A 16,053-nucleotide genomic window follows, 5' to 3' on the forward strand; every position below is an offset into this window, starting at 1 on the left:
CCATGACAAAGCTGCCCCAGCGCCCTAGCTCAAGCGCAGAAGACCCCTCTAGGGCCTTGCTCCAACAGTTTTATATCAGCGAGGAGCAATCCCTTTATCTGATGCGCCATGAAGATGCTGAGCGTATTCGGCAATGGGTGCAGCTTTGCCAAGATCAACTTCGCACCCTAGGCTTTCGTAATGTGTATTTTATCGGCAAGGGCGCTTATGGCTTTGTTTTCGGTGCACAAGAGGCCGACAATTCAAGGCGTTCTCATCAAGGGACCGCTAACGCAACGGCCCAAGTCTCCACGCTGGCGCCTCATCAAGCTTACGTCTTTAAGTTCTCACGCATTAATCTTCCTCAAGCCGTACAAGACCGCTTAGAAGAGGAAGCTTGGATGCAAGCCCGTATCGAGCATCCGAATATCCCAAAGGTCATTGAGTTCACACGTATTCAACGCCAATCTGTTTTGATTACACAAAAAGCCCAGGGCTTAGACTTGGATCGTTATATCCTGAGGCACGGGCCACTCTCTCCACGACTGGTCGTCAAAATTGCACTCCAGCTGATCGATTTACTGAGAGCCTTACGTCACCATCGCAACGACAATGGGGAACCGACCCCCTTAGTTCATGGCGATATCAAACCCTCTAATATTGTATTTGACTCCGAGCAGGAACAAATACAACTCGTCGACTGGGGATCGAGCGTGTTCGCTCAAGAAGACCACCAAGGTCTGCCAGTCGGCCCCACACAAATGACCCGAGTCAGTGAGCATGCCCATCAGACGAATGCCAAATTAGGTGATGTTTATTTTATTGGGGAAGAGCAGCTCAATGGTTATCCAAGCTCGCCTCGTTTTGATGAACAAGGGTTTGCGGCAACCCTTTATGCCATCGCCTCAGGTCAGACCTGCCGATATGGCTATGAAGCCATACCGGCCACAGCACTCGGCCTACCTCGCCCATTTGCTGAAGGGTTGCAACAACTACTCAGTGGTTCACCCATTGAACGGCAACAGGCCGGGGATCAACTGTTACGCTCAGGCCCCTTAATGGAACACTGGGTCATGCTTGATTTACCCAATCCACCATTAAAACCACAGATTCCGATCTGGCATTACGATGGCGACCCCGAGATAGAAACCGTTGTCTACAGCTCGCGTTTGAGCTTTCTGCGTCAAGGTCAAGCCGATCCCGCTGTCTTAGCTTATGTCGGCGATGTCGAGCTGGAAAAGTATTATAAAAACTTCATGGACGGCATGGGCCCGACCGAACGTGCCCTTATGGCCGCCGTCAGTCGCTTGGGGCGCTATCCTATTGTCGGCGGCCTTGCCATTCGTTGGAGTGAAGAGCAACTGTTAATTGATTCCAGTCTGAACTTACATGATTCAACGCTTAAACTGCCGTTTATTCATGCCGTGAACACACTGGTCACGCTGGCAAGAGCGCTACATCATGAGGGCGTATTTAAATGTTGTATGTTTGACGCCAAAGTCACGCGTCACCTACATCGAGACGATGAGCAATCACCTTTTACCCCCCCCAAAGACTGGCATATTCCCTACACCATGGCGTCCATTGCGCCAGCAGATGATGATCAGAGTCGTCATCACTCTTACTTTGAAGATGGCGATGACCCTGACGAGCTCCTTCAGCTTCCGCACTCAATTTTAAATAAAATCGCTCAGTTAAATGAGATTCGACATACCGGGCTCATTATCTTCGAAGTGCTCCCCACACACCTTAAGCTACATAGTCACTATGTTTTATTGGATGCCAGCCGAGAAACAGCGTTTGCAACGCTACTTAACGATATTGTCCAGGCGATTCCCGATATTCAAGGGCTTGGCGTATCCGGCTTTATGAAAATGCCTTATAAAAACACTCGATACTTTACAAAACAGACCCGGTTGCCCGACCATTTCTACCCGCGCAACCCCAAAGCAATGGAGCCCTCACGCTCACAGGATTGAAGAGTGCAGCCATGACGTAGCACCACTCACGACAAGATCATATCCCGAATAGCGAGGGAGAAAACGGTCATCATCAACGGTTAATCGCGTTTTTTGATCGCCATTTGAAAAATGATCGATAAAAAAAAGCTGAGCGCTTTAAGTGAAGCGCCCAGCCATTATCACAAGAAAACAGAAAAGTGGATTAACATCTGCTGCCCCAATTACAACGTATAATCGACGACAATTTTACCCAAATGCTGACCACTGATCTCATACTCAAAAGCATCGCGCAAATCAGCCAGCGCAAAAGCACGATCAATGTGAGGCTTCACCCCGGTGCTCTCAAGCGCAGCAATAAACGCCTGCTGGTGCTCACGGCTCCCCACAACAATCCCTTTCAAGCGCTGCTGTTTTAGCATGAATTCGCCTGTAGGAATTTGGCCATCAAAGCCTGTCAGTACACCAATGAGTGAAATATGCCCCCCCACACGGCAAGCACGAATGGATTGTCCCAATGTGGCCGGGCCGCCAACTTCCACAACCTGATCAACACCTCGCCCTTGGGTCAACGCCTGAACCTGCTCAGACCATTCCGGGTGTGTCCGATAATTCACAACCTCATCAGCCCCCATGGCTTTGAGGGTCGCCAACTTCTCATCGGAAGACGATGTCGCAATCACCCGAGCGCCCATACTTTTAGCCAGCTGCAACGCAAAAATAGAGACACCCCCGGTCCCCATCGTCAGTACCGTATCCCCCGCTTTAAGACCTCCTTCAACCACGAGCGCCCGCCAAGCCGTCAGGCCTGCAGTGGTCAAAGTCGCCGCTTCAGTATGAGAATAGCCCTTTGGTGCATGCGTAAACCACTGTGCGGGCGTCACCACAACGTCTCTTGCGTATCCATCAATACCATCCCCAGGCGTTCCGGAAAAATCTTGCACGGGTACAGGCCCTGTTTGCCACTGCGGAAAAAAGCAAGACACGACAGCATCGCCTACCTGGAATTCACTGACCCCCTCACCTACCGCATCAATAACACCAGCACCATCAGACATCGGAATCCGGCCCGGCGCAGCGGGCATATTACCGGAGGCCACACCTAAATCATGATAATTCAGTGAACTGGCATAAAGACGTACTTTAATTTCACCAGGCCCTGGCTGGCCGGGCTCAGCGACATCTTCTAGCGTCAGTTGATCAAGGCCTGTCGGCTGTGCAATACGAATTTGTTTCATGGTCATACTCCCCAAACGGATCTAAGCCAATATGGCCCTATGGGGAAACGATGTGGGGGCAAAAGCGAGTGAGACAAGCCCCCACATTAGGTGGAATATTCGAACGCCAATCCAGCCTATCAATCCATCATCCCATTCGAATGGCGCACTTATAACTTAACGCCGGGCTTTTGAGCCACCATCGTCACAAACCGCAATGCAATCCGATTACCCGAGGCATCCCGGCGATGTAGATGCCCGACATCCTCATTATATTTTTTGAAATCCCAGCCCTGGTAATACTCAGCTAATTCATTGGGCTTGAAACCGAAAGACAAAAAGTCATCGGGTAATGGGTAATCCGGGCTATCGACAGCACATACGATCAGGTTATACCCTCCGGGCACGGTACACGTCTGCATCGTTTTAATGGCATGCGCAATTTGGCTTTTTTCCAAGAACATCAACACAACCGTCGACAAAACCCAGTCAAATTGCTCACTAAGATCGACATGACCAATATCATCAACAAAAGCGCGGATATGAGATAAATGCTCATCCTGAATAATCGTTGTTAATGTATCGACCGACTTTTCATTTCGATCAAACGCCGTGACCTCAAAACCTCTTTGTTGCAAATACAATGTATTACGCCCCTGCCCACACCCCATATCCAACACTTTACCTGCGGGAATATACTGAGCGGCTTCAATCACCTCGGAATGAGGCGCGGTTAAGCCATATTTCTTAGCGTAATAGTCTTGAGGCCGACAGAAAAAGGACAATTGGCAACGTAAGTCCCTATCCAGAGGCTCAACACGATGCCATGCCTGAGGCTCTACATAAGGCGTTTCACTATGCTGATCGAAAATAACGCTCTCCTCCACATTTCCATCAGCATCAAGCGCCTCATACTTTAACCGCCCGGATAGAATCTCAAGCTTAGCCCAAGTCCCCGCCCGAGTATTATGCTGCTCACGAAAACTTCTAGGCAAAGTCTCGAACTGCCACTCAGGTAATACTTTATAGCACACTAAATTACTCATTTGATGCACACCTATATCAAGCATTGAAATCAGTTCGATATCACTTTGATGATCATATTGCGCGCAGTCAATTCCACCGGTAAAGGCCTATTTTAAGTCTGCAAAGCATTCTTCATTATGAGGACAGTGGTCTAAGGAACTGAGCATCAAGAGGCTTGATGCTCAGTAGATGACAGATTAGCTGGAGGATCTCTTTCTGAAGGCCTATTTTGGCTTGATCATAATCATTGACCAAGCTCCAAGGGAACCTGATATGAGAGAAGCAAAAGAATGACAAGAAAGGGCTCAACAGCAACAAGAAAACCGCAATAAAAAAACCCGATCAAATCAATGATCGGGTTTTAAATCTCTAGTTACAAACCCGCATTAAAGGGGTTTACGTCGGGATTAACCCGTACGTCGAGATTTTTGCTGCTGGCCACCACCATTACTGTTACCCAGGCGCTGACGACGGCGTTCACCCTGTGCACGCTGACCACCACCACTACCACCAGGGCGCTTACGTCCACGAGTATTGCGTTTATCGCCTTTCGGGCCCGCTTTAGGAATGGCACGTGTCGGCTCAAACCCCTCAACTGGACGACGAGGTAAGGTTTGACGAATCAAGCGCTCAATCGCGGAGAGCTGGCGGAATTCATCAGCACTGACCAGTGACATCGCTTGGCCAGTCGCCCCACCACGACCTGTTCGACCAATACGGTGTACATAGTCTTCAGGCTGATCAGGCAGGTCAAAGTTCACGACCTGAGGCAAGTCTTGAATATCAATGCCTCGAGCAGCGATATCTGTTGCGACCAGAATCCGAACCTTCCCTTTTTTGAAACCATTCAAGGTCCGACGACGCATGCCTTGCGTTTTATTACCATGGATCGCTTCAGCTTTGATGCCTTCATCATCAAGGAACTCAGCTAAACGGTCTGCACCATGACGTGTGCGGGTAAACACAAGGACTTGATCCCACTGATTATCGTTGATCAAACGTGATAACAGTGCAGATTTCTGTTTACGATCAACCGGCGTCACCCACTGCTCAACAGCGTCAGTCGTGACTTGTTTTGGCTCAACCGCAATTTCCAGCGGATCTTTCACCAACGACCGCGCTAACTTACGCACAGCATCAGAGAAAGTTGCTGAGAACATCAGGTTTTGACGAGACTCAGGCAACAACCCAATGATCCGACGAATATCGTGGATAAAGCCCATATCTAACATACGATCCGCTTCATCCATGACCAACACTTCCAGACGGTCAAAACGCATCGCATTTTGCTGGTAAAGATCCAGCAATCGGCCAGGTGTGGCCACCAGAATATCGGTGCCACGACGTAACCGGGTAATTTGCGGACGAATCGGTGTACCGCCAAAGACGACAGCAGAACTTAAGCGTAAATGACGACCACAGCTCACTACACTATCGCTAACTTGTGCCGCCAACTCTCGAGTTGGGGTCAAAATTAAAGCGCGCACATGGCCACTACGCGCCGGCTTACCTTGAGATAACTTTTCCAGCAATGGCAAGGTAAAACCTGCCGTTTTACCTGTCCCAGTCTGAGCAGCAGCCATCACATCACGACCGCTTAGCGCGGCGGGAATAGCTTGTGCTTGAATGGGAGAAGGTGTTTCAAAGCCTTGATCTTGCACGGCTTTCAATAACGGGGCCGACAGGCCCAGGGAGGCAAAGCTCATTCAGTCTACTCTTGTAGGTCACTAAGGCCCCACAGTGTCGGACTGAACGACGCAACATCAGGGCCAGTCCTATAGGGGGGCGTGAAGCTTACAGGAAATACGGGCACGATGCCATCTTTACTTTGATGACCATCATCCCAAATCTACCTGACGGTATCAGACGTGTATTTTTTCAAAAGACACGCTCTTGATGAACTTGATTCAACCTTCAAATGAAGCAGGACATTTAAAGGTCTTATCTTGAAGGCCCTATCGGGCTTAATTCCCATAGAGCGGCACAGGAGGCCTACTGAAGGCCTCCTGTGGGTAGGCATTTACGGCTGACCAGCACCATTACTCATTTCAACATCCGCTTGTTGGCGCAACTGAGATAGCATCATTTGCTGTTGCTGCTGCATCTGGCGCCGTATTAAAGCTTGCTGGAAGTTGCTGACACCATCACTGTCCGGGCTCACTTTGGGGCGGTGTACCGCATTCAACTTCACAAGCGCAACATCACCATCAGATAAATGCACTCGTGCAACATCTTGGGCATCAAGTGTCAGTTTAAATGCCTGTTGATTCACCGCAGCCGGCGCTTCAGAGCGGCCTCGAGCAGCGTTATCTACTGACTGCCAGCTCAAAGAGGGTTGCTTACCTTGCTCTAAAGCATCCAGCATTTGCTCTGCACGCGCCCAGTTCTGATCAGCAACACGTTCTTTGAGCAACTGCTTACGCACATCATCTTTAACCTCAGACAAGGCTTGTTGCTGGCGAGGCTGGTACTCTTCACTTTGGAACGCCACATAGCGCCCATCTTTAAGTGAAACAGGTTCACTAATCCAGTGATCCTCAGTGATCTCTTTAGAAAACAACGCGGCCGCCACCTTATCTTCGGCCCAGAACCCCGTCAACTGACCTTTTACTAGAATAGGGCTTTCGGACAGTTTGAGATTCATCTCATCAGCCACCTGAGTTAACTGATCGCGACTGAAACTCAAGTTCTTCAAAGTTTCAATACGATCACTCATCTTGGCCTTTAGAGGCTGCTGAATAATTTGTTGGCGCAACTGAGACTTGACGTCAGACAAAGGCGGAACTGGTTTGGCATTTAATCCTGTCAGCTCAATCAAATGCAGCCCATAAGGTGTCTCAACAACAGGCGAGATATCGCCTACTTTTTTCAGTTGATCTAATGCCGTTTCAAACTGATCATCCAACGAGCCAGGCTGAATCACCCCAAGTTCACCGCCTTTATCTGCAGTGGCCGGATCTTCTGAATACTGCTGAGCCAAATCAGCAAAATCAGCCTCACCAGAAGCTAACTGCTTACGCATAGTCTCCAAACGAGACATTTGCTTCTCACGCTCAGCCGGGCTGTCAAATGTCAGCAAAATATGAGCGGCCGAACGCTGCTCAGTTTTACTCATTTGTTCACGATAACGCTCATACGCTTGCTGATACTGATCATCGGTCACGTTAATATCATCAGCAAAGTCCTGAGGATCTAACACGACGTATTGAACCTGAATGTGCTCAGGTGCCATATAACGATCCAAATGCGCTTGGTAATAAGTATCCAGATCCTGATCAGAAAGCTCGATCTTATCAGCCAACGCTTTAGCGGAAAGTACCGCATATTGGTAATCACGTGTTTGAGTGACAAGCGCTTGCGTTGCCGCAGCTTCTTCTGGCAGAACGAACTCAGAGGCCGCAACACCTCCGATCAACTGCTGAGCAAGCAACTGCTCATGTAACTGCTGACGGTAAGCAACCGGTGTAAGCCCTTGCTGACGCAAACGTTGCTTGAATAATTCAGCATCAAAACGGCCTTGATCATCAGCGAATGCGGGGTTTTGTACAATCATTCGCTCAACCAACGCATCACTGACCCGCATATCCAACTGATCGGCAGAGTGACGTACAACGGCTTTTTGAATCAGCTCATTCAATGCAAATTGCCGTAGCATATCCTGATTAATATCTTCAGGAGATACTTGATCATTATTCGACAGCACCTGACGCAGCATTTCTTGTGCCCGGCGCTCAACATCAGGCCTAGTGATCGATGTTCCTTCAACCTTCGCCATCGTACTGCCATCGTTACCCATGGCACCCACCAATGACTGTACACCCCAAAGTGCAAAAGTTAAGGCAATAACACCGACCAAGGTATACGCAATGATACCTTGTGACTTCTCTCGAATTCGCTGCAGCATGGAGCCCTCGAACGAAAATAATCCTTTCAGAAGCGTCTTATTATACCGACTTGGGCTTTCGACGCCATGACCGTAACAGAATTGCCCGCACACTTATCGACTCTAAAGTCTGTATCCGGTTCAATCGTGCATCAACGCCACCGGCTAATCAGCCCAATTAGCGTCAACAAACCAGCAGGCCTCATCGAAGTTGCACGATTAATCCTCTGATCCAACCTCATACACTAAGTCGATAATGTGTAGGCCGTTGCATTCAAAAACATTCACTCGACAATAACGGTTCGCAAACTGTTATTCACACATAAGCATTAGCAAAACAAAAACTTTAACACATAACAAAAAGCGCACCCGAAGGTGCGCTTTACGACATACTTAGCAACTCGGAACGCCCGTCCTTTGGGCATTCGTAACCGGTATGACTAGTTGACCGCGTCTTTCAGAGCTTTACCAGGCTTGAAAGAAGGAACTTTGGCCGCAGCGATTTGAATCGGCTGACCCGTTTGGGGGTTACGACCGGTGCGAGCAGCACGATCTTTCACATCAAAAGTGCCAAAGCCTACCAGAACAACAGGCTCGCCCTTTTGCAAAGAACCACTCACAGTTTCAATCAGCGCATCCAACGCACGTCCAGCAGATGCCTTAGGAATATCGGCAGACGCAGCAATGGCATCAATCAGTTCAGATTTATTCACATTTCACCCCTTAAGCAAGGTTATCTGATCCATTGTTCAATCAAACCAGCGCCGGTATTGGTTTGAACCAGCGCTGTCAATAAATACGGTCAGGCTGCTACGAGCTTAACACGAGAGGCATTGACACTCAGTAGCACCCAGCCAGTACACGACCCAGGTCAACATTTACACTTTCATACAAGCCAAATATCGAGTAAAGCAGTCTTTCACATCTCAGTGTGCATTAGCTCGTGATTCATCACTCGACTCATCTCGACCCGAGGCCTCTTCCTGAGGCAGTGGCTGAGGCTGGTAGGCTAGCGCGATTTCAAGGACCTGGTCAATCCATTTCACCGGATGAATCTCTAAAGCATCCTTAATGGCATCCGGAATTTCTTTCAAATCACGCTCATTCTCATGAGGAATGATCACTTTTCGAATACCACCACGACGTGCAGCCAGCAGTTTTTCTTTCAAGCCGCCAATTTGTAAGACTTCACCCCGAAGATTAATCTCCCCTGTCATTGCAACATCCGCTCGTACAGGGATGCCAGAGAAGGCCGAGACCAGCGCTATACACATGGTAATGCCGGCACTGGGGCCATCCTTAGGGGTCGCCCCTTCAGGCACATGAATATGCGTATCTTGCTTTTCAAAAGTCTCAGCAGGAATACCCAGTAAACGCGCACGACTGCGCACCACCGTCAAAGCAGCCTGAATTGACTCCTGCATGACATCTCCGAGCGAGCCGGTCTTCACCAGGCGTCCTTTTCCAGGAACAACAGCGGCCTCGACATTCAACAACTCACCGCCAACACTCGTCCAAGCCAAGCCATTCACGCGGCCGATCTGATCTTCTTGGTCAGCCAGCCCATAACTATATTTACGGACTCCGGCATAATGCTCAATTTCCTGGTCAGACAAAGTGACAGGAGATTCCAGCTTACCTTCACCGAGCTCCCGCACCACTTTCCGACAAACTTTCGTAATTTGACGTTCCAGCTCACGCACACCCGCTTCACGCGTATAGTAACGAATCAATTCAAGCAAACCGGCATCATCTAACTCAAACTCATCGGCCTTTAAGCCATTGCGATCAACTTGCTTCGGCACCAAGTAGCGGCGCGCAATATTTAACTTCTCATCTTCGGTATAACCCGGTAAACGAATTACTTCCATACGGTCTAATAAAGGACCAGGAATATTCATAGAGTTAGCCGTACAGATGAACATGACTTCAGATAAGTCATAATCAACTTCGAGATAATGATCCCCGAATTTATTATTCTGTTCTGGGTCCAATACCTCAAGCAAGGCTGAAGCAGGATCACCGCGATGATCCATCCCCATTTTGTCGATTTCATCGAGCAAAAATAGCGGGTTTTTAACCCCCACCTTACTCATCTTTTGCACCAGTTTACCGGGCATTGAGCCAATATAGGTACGGCGATGGCCGCGAATTTCAGCCTCATCACGTACCCCGCCCAAAGACATACGCACAAACTTACGGTTAACCGCACGTGCAATAGAGGCGCCTAAAGACGTTTTACCAACACCCGGCGGCCCAACCAAGCAGAGCACAGGGCCACGCAATTTTTTAACCCGCTGCTGAACGGCGAGGTAGTCCAATATGCTGTCTTTAACCTCGTCCAACCCATAATGATCAGTATCAAGTACTTCGGTGGCTTTGTGCAGATCAATTTTGGAACGAGAGCGCTTTTTCCAAGGTAACCCCGTTACCCACTCAAGATAACCTCGAACAACAGTCGCCTCGGCCGAGGTTGGCGACATCATTTTCAGCTTATTCAGCTCAGCATGGGCTTTCTCGCGCGCTTCTTTACTCATGCCCGCTTCATCAATTTTTTTCGCAAGCTGCTCTGCTTCACTGCCCGCGCCATCCAGCTCACCCATCTCACTCTGAATGGCTTTCATTTGCTCATTCAGGTAATACTCACGCTGACTTTTCTCCATCTGTTGCTTCACTTTGGCGCGAATACGCTTTTCGACCTGTAATAAGTCTATTTCAGACTCAATAGAGGCCATCAAGTGTTCGAGCCGATCTCTCACACGATCCAGTTCTAGCAACTTCTGTTTTTCACTGACTTCCAGCGAGATATGCGCTGAAATAGTATCGACAAGCCGGGTCGGATCAGCAATGCCTTGAAGCGTATTCAAGACTTCATTGGGAACTTTTTTAGAGAGCTTGACATATTGCTCAAACTGATTCATGAGGGTGCGCGTTAAGACATCTTGCTCGCGATCGTTCAGCCCTTCACTATCAAGCCACTCCACTTGAGCCTGAACAAAGGCTTCTTCACCTTCATCATCATATTCAGAATCAAGCTGTTCGAGACGCGCACGGGCCTCACCTTCAATCAGAACCTTAACTGTACCATCAGGCAAACGTAGGAGCTGAAGGATATTGGCAATCGTCCCAATACTAAATAAATCACTTAATGTGGGATCATCTTGTCCGGCATCTTTTTGTGCCACCAAGAAAACGCGTTTATCGGACTCCATCGCAACTTCTAGCGCCTGGATGGACTTTTCTCTTCCGACAAATAACGGAATCACCATTTGCGGATAAACCACAACATCACGCAGTGGTAATAGCGGTAATGTTAAATGCTGCTCGTGTTCTGTCTGCGTCATCGCAGAAGCTCCTCGTCGCTCAGACCTGCCGAAAAATGAAAATAGCGACAGGTGCATACAATGCAGTCGATATGGGGATCACTCAATGCTTTTCAATAGGCACTTAGCCAAGCAATGGTAGGCGGTAGACAGCCGAATGACGTATAAGCCCACCTTAAGTCGTCAGAGCTTCTAATAAAAAAGGGCCCGCAGGCCCTTTTTGCGGTACCACCGTCAATAAACGATCAATCGTTATTCACGGCTTTGGCTTCTGGCTCGTCATTTTCATACATTAATAGGGGCTTATTATCGCCCTTAATGACGCCTTCATCGACCACGACCGTTGAGACGTTCTCAAGAGAAGGGATTTCATACATGGTATCAAGCAGGATGCCTTCAAGAATAGATCGCAAACCTCGAGCACCGGTTTTACGTTCCAGCGCCTTTTTAGCAACAGCTCGTAAGGCATCTTCTCTAAACTCAAGTTCAACACCTTCCATTTCGAACAAGCGAGCATACTGCTTGGTCAGCGCATTTTTAGGCTCATTCAGAATCTGAACCAAAGCCGCTTCATCTAACTCACCCAAAGTCGCAATCACGGGTAAACGGCCAATAAACTCAGGAATCAAGCCAAACTTCACGAGATCTTCCGGCTCAACATCAACCAGCACATCTCCAACAGCTTTATTGTCTTCCTTGCTTTTCACCGTGGCATTGAACCCTATACCGCCCTTCTCTGAGCGATCTCGGATTACTTTCTCAAGACCAGCAAAAGCGCCCCCACAAATAAATAGAATATTGCGTGTATCGACTTGCAAAAATTCTTGTTGTGGATGCTTACGCCCGCCTTGAGGAGGCACTGAAGCAACAGTGCCTTCAATCAGCTTGAGCAGTGCCTGCTGAACCCCTTCCCCAGAAACATCTCGTGTGATTGAAGGATTATCCGACTTACGAGAAATCTTATCGATCTCATCAATGTAGACGATGCCTCGCTCGGCTTTCTCAACATCATAATCACACTTCTGCAACAGCTTCTGGATGATATTTTCAACATCCTCACCGACATAACCTGCTTCAGTCAGCGTGGTTGCATCAGCCATGGTAAAAGGCACATTCAGCAGTCGCGCCATCGTTTCAGCCAACAGCGTTTTGCCTGACCCCGTTGGGCCGATCAGCAGAATGTTACTTTTACCCAGCTCAACATTGTCATCGCGCTCACTGGCAGGTTGGCGCAAACGCTTGTAGTGATTATAGACCGCTACGGAAAGCACCATTTTGGCGCGATCCTGACCAATCACATAGTCATCCAGAGTCGCACGAATCTCTTTCGGAGTGGGTAAACGCTCACCCTCCCCTTCCTGCAGGTCATCACCGGCCAGCTCATTGTGAATAATGTCAGTACACAGGCTGACGCAATCGTCACAAATATAGACCGAAGGGCCTGCGATCAGCTTTTTCACTTCATCCTGACTTTTACCGCAGAATGAGCAATATAAAAGCTTGTCTTTGTCTTTCTTGCCGTCGGTCATTCAAATACCCCGTCATGCCTCATGGCGCTTCGGCCTGTTTAAGGATCAGCAAGAGAGGGCTGATCCTGTCACTCACTTCAGTGAATTGGAGCGCTATAAAAGAAATGTCGAAAGATATCAAATCTTTTCAATCGACGCTTCCTTCGCCGGACTTTAATTTAAAGTCTCTTCACACCGACTTTGATCCAGACAACAATCACCGGAAAACCATTACCAGAAAACAGTCTCCAGAAAAACATTTATGCCGGACGCTGCTCCAACACTGCATCAATTAGACCATAGTTGACTGCTGCTTCACCGTCCATGAAGTTATCACGATCAGTGTCTTTAGCAATCGTTTCAAGATCCTGCCCCGTATGTTTCGCCAAAACTTTATTCAATTTTTCGCGAATCGTCAGAATTTCACGGGTATGGATTTCAATATCAGAAGCCTGACCCTGATAGCCACCCAACGGCTGATGGATCATCACACGCGAGTGGGGCAGACAATAACGTTTACCCGCAGCGCCTCCAGCCAACAAAAGGGCACCCATACTGGCAGCCTGACCAATACACATCGTCGAGACATCAGGCTTAATAAATTGCATCGTATCGTAAATCGACATACCTGCTGTCACTGAGCCACCGGGAGAGTTGATATAAAGGAAAATATCCTTATCCGGATTTTCTGACTCAAGAAATAGCATTTGGGCGACGACCAAGTTTGCCATCTGATCTTCAACAGGCCCAATCAGAAAAATAACACGTTCTTTCAACAACCTGGAATAGATATCGTAGGCACGCTCTCCGCGAGCACTCTGCTCTACGACCATAGGGACCAGACCGCCGGCGTTCTGGATATCCAGCGCTTTGCTCATGCTTGACTTGCCTCCGAAAGTGGAACCGGCGCCTGGGCGCCGGTTCCGTGGCTTGGGTTACCGCCCAATCAACATATGCCCGTTACGCAATTATTGCGCCGGTGCAGTCAGCTCTTTAAAGGTTTTGGTCACATCAGTAACCTGCGCCTGAGCTAATAACTTGTCAACCACCTGCTGCTCAAGAGCGGCACCTCGCACCTGCTCCATCAGCTCTTTATTGGAGCGGTAATATTCAATCACCTGCTCCGGCTGCTGATAAGACTGAGCCATTTCATTAATCAGTTTATCAACATCCGCATCGTCAGCCTTCATATCATTCACTTTGACGACTTCACTAATCAGCAGGCCAAGCTTAACGTTCTTTTCAGCTTGATCCTTGAACAGGTCGCCTGGAATCTGACGGAAATCAAAGTTATCGCCCAAGTTATACTGCTGAGCGGCCTGACGACGCAGATTATCGATTTCATTATCGACCAGCGCTTTAGGCACTTCAATTTCATTAACGTTCAACAGAGCGTCAAAAGCGGCCTGCTTCACCGCATTGCGCAAAGTCTGCTGAAGCTGGTTTTCCATATTTTTACGCACTTCAGCACGGAAAGCTTCTTCACCACCTTCGCTCACGCCAAAGCCTGCAAAAAACTCATCATTCAGCTCAGGCAGCTTTTGTGCCTCGACTTTATTGATGTGAACTTTGAATGTGGCTTCTTTCCCAGCCAGCGTTTCGGCTTGATAATCTTCAGGGAAAGTGACAACGACGTCTTTATCATCACCCGCTTTCGCGCCAATTAATTGCTCTTCAAAGCCGGGGATAAAGGAACCAGACCCCAAGGTCAGGTTATGGTTTTCACCTTTACCACCCTCAAAAGCTTCATCATCGATAAAGCCTTCAAAGTTGATATTAACGCGATCATTGTCTTCCGCCGCACGATCAGCTTCTTCCCAGTCGGCACGCTGCTGACGAAGATCGTCGATCAAGGCATCAACATCCGCATCAGTCACTTCGGAAGTGGGGCGCTCAACAGTTTCACCCTCAAGCGTTTTTAACTCGACTTCCGGGTAAACTTCAAACGTAGCAACAAACTCGAGCGGCTGGCCTTCAACATTTTGCTTGGGCTCAATATCGGGCATGCCGGCAGGATTAACGGATTCCTGAGTAATGGCTTCCACAAAATGGTTACGCATCAACTCGGAAACGACTTCCTGACGCACCCCCGCCCCAAAACGTTTTTTGACAATGCTCATGGGCACTTTGCCCGGACGGAAACCATCGATACGCACATTATGTGCAGTCTGCTTCAGACGATCCTGAACAGCGGCGTCAACTTTCTCTGCCGGCACCTGAATGGTCATGCGGCGCTCGAGCGTAGAAGTCGTTTCTACAGAAACTTGCATGGACAATCCTCGTAAACACTGTGGACTATGGCTATATGGACTTTTCAGCACAAGCCAGCAATTCTAAGGGGTTGCAATCAAGGCAGCAAGCACAGAACCGCCTAATGATCGCGGTTTACAGGCTTAAACAGAGAAAGGAAGGAATCACAAGATACAAAAAAAGCCCCTGAAGGGCTTATTTTAGCGTGAACGACTGGGGTGGATGATGGGACTTGAACCCACGACCACCGGAGTCACAATCCGGGGCTCTACCAACTGAGCTACACCCACCACTACGTTCTTTTCGTTGCACTCAACCCTGCATCACCGCCAAATAATTGGCGCGCCCAGCAGGACTTGAACCTGCAACCCACGGCTTAGAAGGCCGTTGCTCTATCCGGTTGAGCTATGGGCGCTTATGATATGCCCCATCCTTTATGCTGTCAACCCGAAATTAGCAAAATTTCACGTTTTATCAGCAACTTACCGATCACTGAAATCAGTGGTCGGGGTAGAGGGATTCGAACCCCCGACATCCTGCTCCCAAAGCAGGCGCGCTACCAGACTGCGCTATACCCCGATAATCGACATCAGCCAAGGGCTGTGTGGTTACGTCCTCAACGAGATGCGCATTATATAGATCCTTCTTGCGGCGTCAACCCCCTATTTTAATTTTTTTACTGATGGCTCAGCGTCTTAGCCTGCTAAAGAAGATCACGCAATGGGACTTTGCCGGATTCTACGCGCATGCGACAATAGACAGGTCATTGAAACTGGCAGGGTGATGATTGAAACCTGTCACATTAAATCGAGGCATTGCTAACCTGGTGACACAGGCTCAAACCAGCCTCAAAGCATTGCCCTATGAAATTAATGCATCTCGCATCAGCCAGAAACAAGCCCATACCCG

At 48.7% G+C, this 16,053-nt stretch carries 10 protein-coding genes and 3 tRNA genes; 1 reads left to right on the forward strand and 12 read right to left on the reverse strand.

Going from position 1 to position 16,053, the window contains the following annotated elements; genetic code table 11:
• Positions 1–2: 2 nt before the first annotated feature.
• Entirely contained in the window at positions 3–1,958 is a 1,956-nt protein-coding gene (locus tag BFW38_RS09060) for a protein kinase domain-containing protein (RefSeq protein WP_068998089.1), read from the forward strand.
• A 203-nt stretch (positions 1,959–2,161) separates the two neighbouring features.
• Here BFW38_RS09060 and BFW38_RS09065 read toward each other — a convergent pair whose 3' ends face one another.
• The 12 genes from BFW38_RS09065 to BFW38_RS09120 all read right to left on the reverse strand — a co-directional run bounded on the left by BFW38_RS09065 (position 2,162) and on the right by BFW38_RS09120 (position 15,723).
• Complete coding sequence (locus BFW38_RS09065; RefSeq protein WP_068998090.1) at positions 2,162–3,175, reverse strand: zinc-dependent alcohol dehydrogenase family protein; 1,014 nt, start codon at positions 3,173–3,175, stop codon at positions 2,162–2,164.
• Between the two features lie 149 nt (positions 3,176–3,324).
• On the reverse strand, positions 3,325–4,200 hold the full coding sequence (gene tehB, locus BFW38_RS09070; protein ID WP_069000342.1) for an SAM-dependent methyltransferase TehB: 876 nt from the start codon (positions 4,198–4,200) through the stop codon (positions 3,325–3,327).
• A gap of 387 nt (positions 4,201–4,587) precedes the next feature.
• Complete coding sequence (locus BFW38_RS09075) at positions 4,588–5,886, reverse strand: DEAD/DEAH box helicase (protein ID WP_068998091.1); 1,299 nt, start codon at positions 5,884–5,886, stop codon at positions 4,588–4,590.
• A gap of 314 nt (positions 5,887–6,200) precedes the next feature.
• Positions 6,201–8,084 carry a SurA N-terminal domain-containing protein gene (locus BFW38_RS09080; protein ID WP_068998092.1) on the reverse strand — a complete coding sequence of 628 codons (1,884 nt, stop codon included), beginning with the start codon at positions 8,082–8,084 and terminating at the stop codon, positions 6,201–6,203.
• A gap of 419 nt (positions 8,085–8,503) precedes the next feature.
• Entirely contained in the window at positions 8,504–8,776 is a 273-nt protein-coding gene (locus BFW38_RS09085; RefSeq protein WP_068998093.1) for an HU family DNA-binding protein, read from the reverse strand.
• A 213-nt stretch (positions 8,777–8,989) separates the two neighbouring features.
• On the reverse strand, positions 8,990–11,407 hold the full coding sequence (lon, locus tag BFW38_RS09090; RefSeq protein WP_068998094.1) for an endopeptidase La: 2,418 nt from the start codon (positions 11,405–11,407) through the stop codon (positions 8,990–8,992).
• A 224-nt stretch (positions 11,408–11,631) separates the two neighbouring features.
• A complete protein-coding gene (clpX, locus tag BFW38_RS09095; RefSeq protein ID WP_068998095.1) occupies positions 11,632–12,915 on the reverse strand; it encodes an ATP-dependent Clp protease ATP-binding subunit ClpX in 1,284 nt (427 codons plus the stop codon).
• Positions 12,916–13,154: 239 nt separating this feature from the next.
• The gene (gene clpP / locus BFW38_RS09100; protein ID WP_068998096.1) at positions 13,155–13,772 is read right to left on the reverse strand and encodes an ATP-dependent Clp endopeptidase proteolytic subunit ClpP; all 618 of its coding nucleotides are present in this window, start codon (positions 13,770–13,772) and stop codon (positions 13,155–13,157) included.
• Positions 13,773–13,862: 90 nt separating this feature from the next.
• Entirely contained in the window at positions 13,863–15,164 is a 1,302-nt protein-coding gene (tig, locus tag BFW38_RS09105; RefSeq protein WP_068998097.1) for a trigger factor, read from the reverse strand.
• A 194-nt stretch (positions 15,165–15,358) separates the two neighbouring features.
• Positions 15,359–15,434, reverse strand: a tRNA-His gene (locus BFW38_RS09110).
• A 48-nt stretch (positions 15,435–15,482) separates the two neighbouring features.
• Positions 15,483–15,559: transfer RNA gene (locus tag BFW38_RS09115), tRNA-Arg, on the reverse strand.
• Between the two features lie 87 nt (positions 15,560–15,646).
• Positions 15,647–15,723 (reverse strand) — tRNA-Pro (locus BFW38_RS09120).
• Between the last annotated feature and the right edge of the window lie 330 nt (positions 15,724–16,053).

The sequence above is a fragment of the Terasakiispira papahanaumokuakeensis genome (assembly GCF_001709345.1).
Classification (GTDB): Bacteria; Pseudomonadota; Gammaproteobacteria; order Pseudomonadales; family Halomonadaceae; genus Terasakiispira; species Terasakiispira papahanaumokuakeensis.

What these genes read in the sequence shown, in the direction of transcription:
- BFW38_RS09060 (WP_068998089.1), top strand. Translation starts at nt 3, where the DNA reads ATGACAAAGCTGCCCCAGCGCCCTAGCTCAAGCGCAGAAGACCCCTCT.
- BFW38_RS09065 (WP_068998090.1), bottom strand. Translation starts at nt 3,175, where the DNA reads ATGAAACAAATTCGTATTGCACAGCCGACAGGCCTTGATCAACTGACG.
- tehB (WP_069000342.1), bottom strand. Translation starts at nt 4,200, where the DNA reads ATGAGTAATTTAGTGTGCTATAAAGTATTACCTGAGTGGCAGTTCGAG.
- BFW38_RS09075 (WP_068998091.1), bottom strand. Translation starts at nt 5,886, where the DNA reads ATGAGCTTTGCCTCCCTGGGCCTGTCGGCCCCGTTATTGAAAGCCGTG.
- BFW38_RS09080 (WP_068998092.1), bottom strand. Translation starts at nt 8,084, where the DNA reads ATGCTGCAGCGAATTCGAGAGAAGTCACAAGGTATCATTGCGTATACC.
- lon (WP_068998094.1), bottom strand. Translation starts at nt 11,407, where the DNA reads ATGACGCAGACAGAACACGAGCAGCATTTAACATTACCGCTATTACCA.
- clpX (WP_068998095.1), bottom strand. Translation starts at nt 12,915, where the DNA reads ATGACCGACGGCAAGAAAGACAAAGACAAGCTTTTATATTGCTCATTC.
- clpP (WP_068998096.1), bottom strand. Translation starts at nt 13,772, where the DNA reads ATGAGCAAAGCGCTGGATATCCAGAACGCCGGCGGTCTGGTCCCTATG.
- tig (WP_068998097.1), bottom strand. Translation starts at nt 15,164, where the DNA reads ATGCAAGTTTCTGTAGAAACGACTTCTACGCTCGAGCGCCGCATGACC.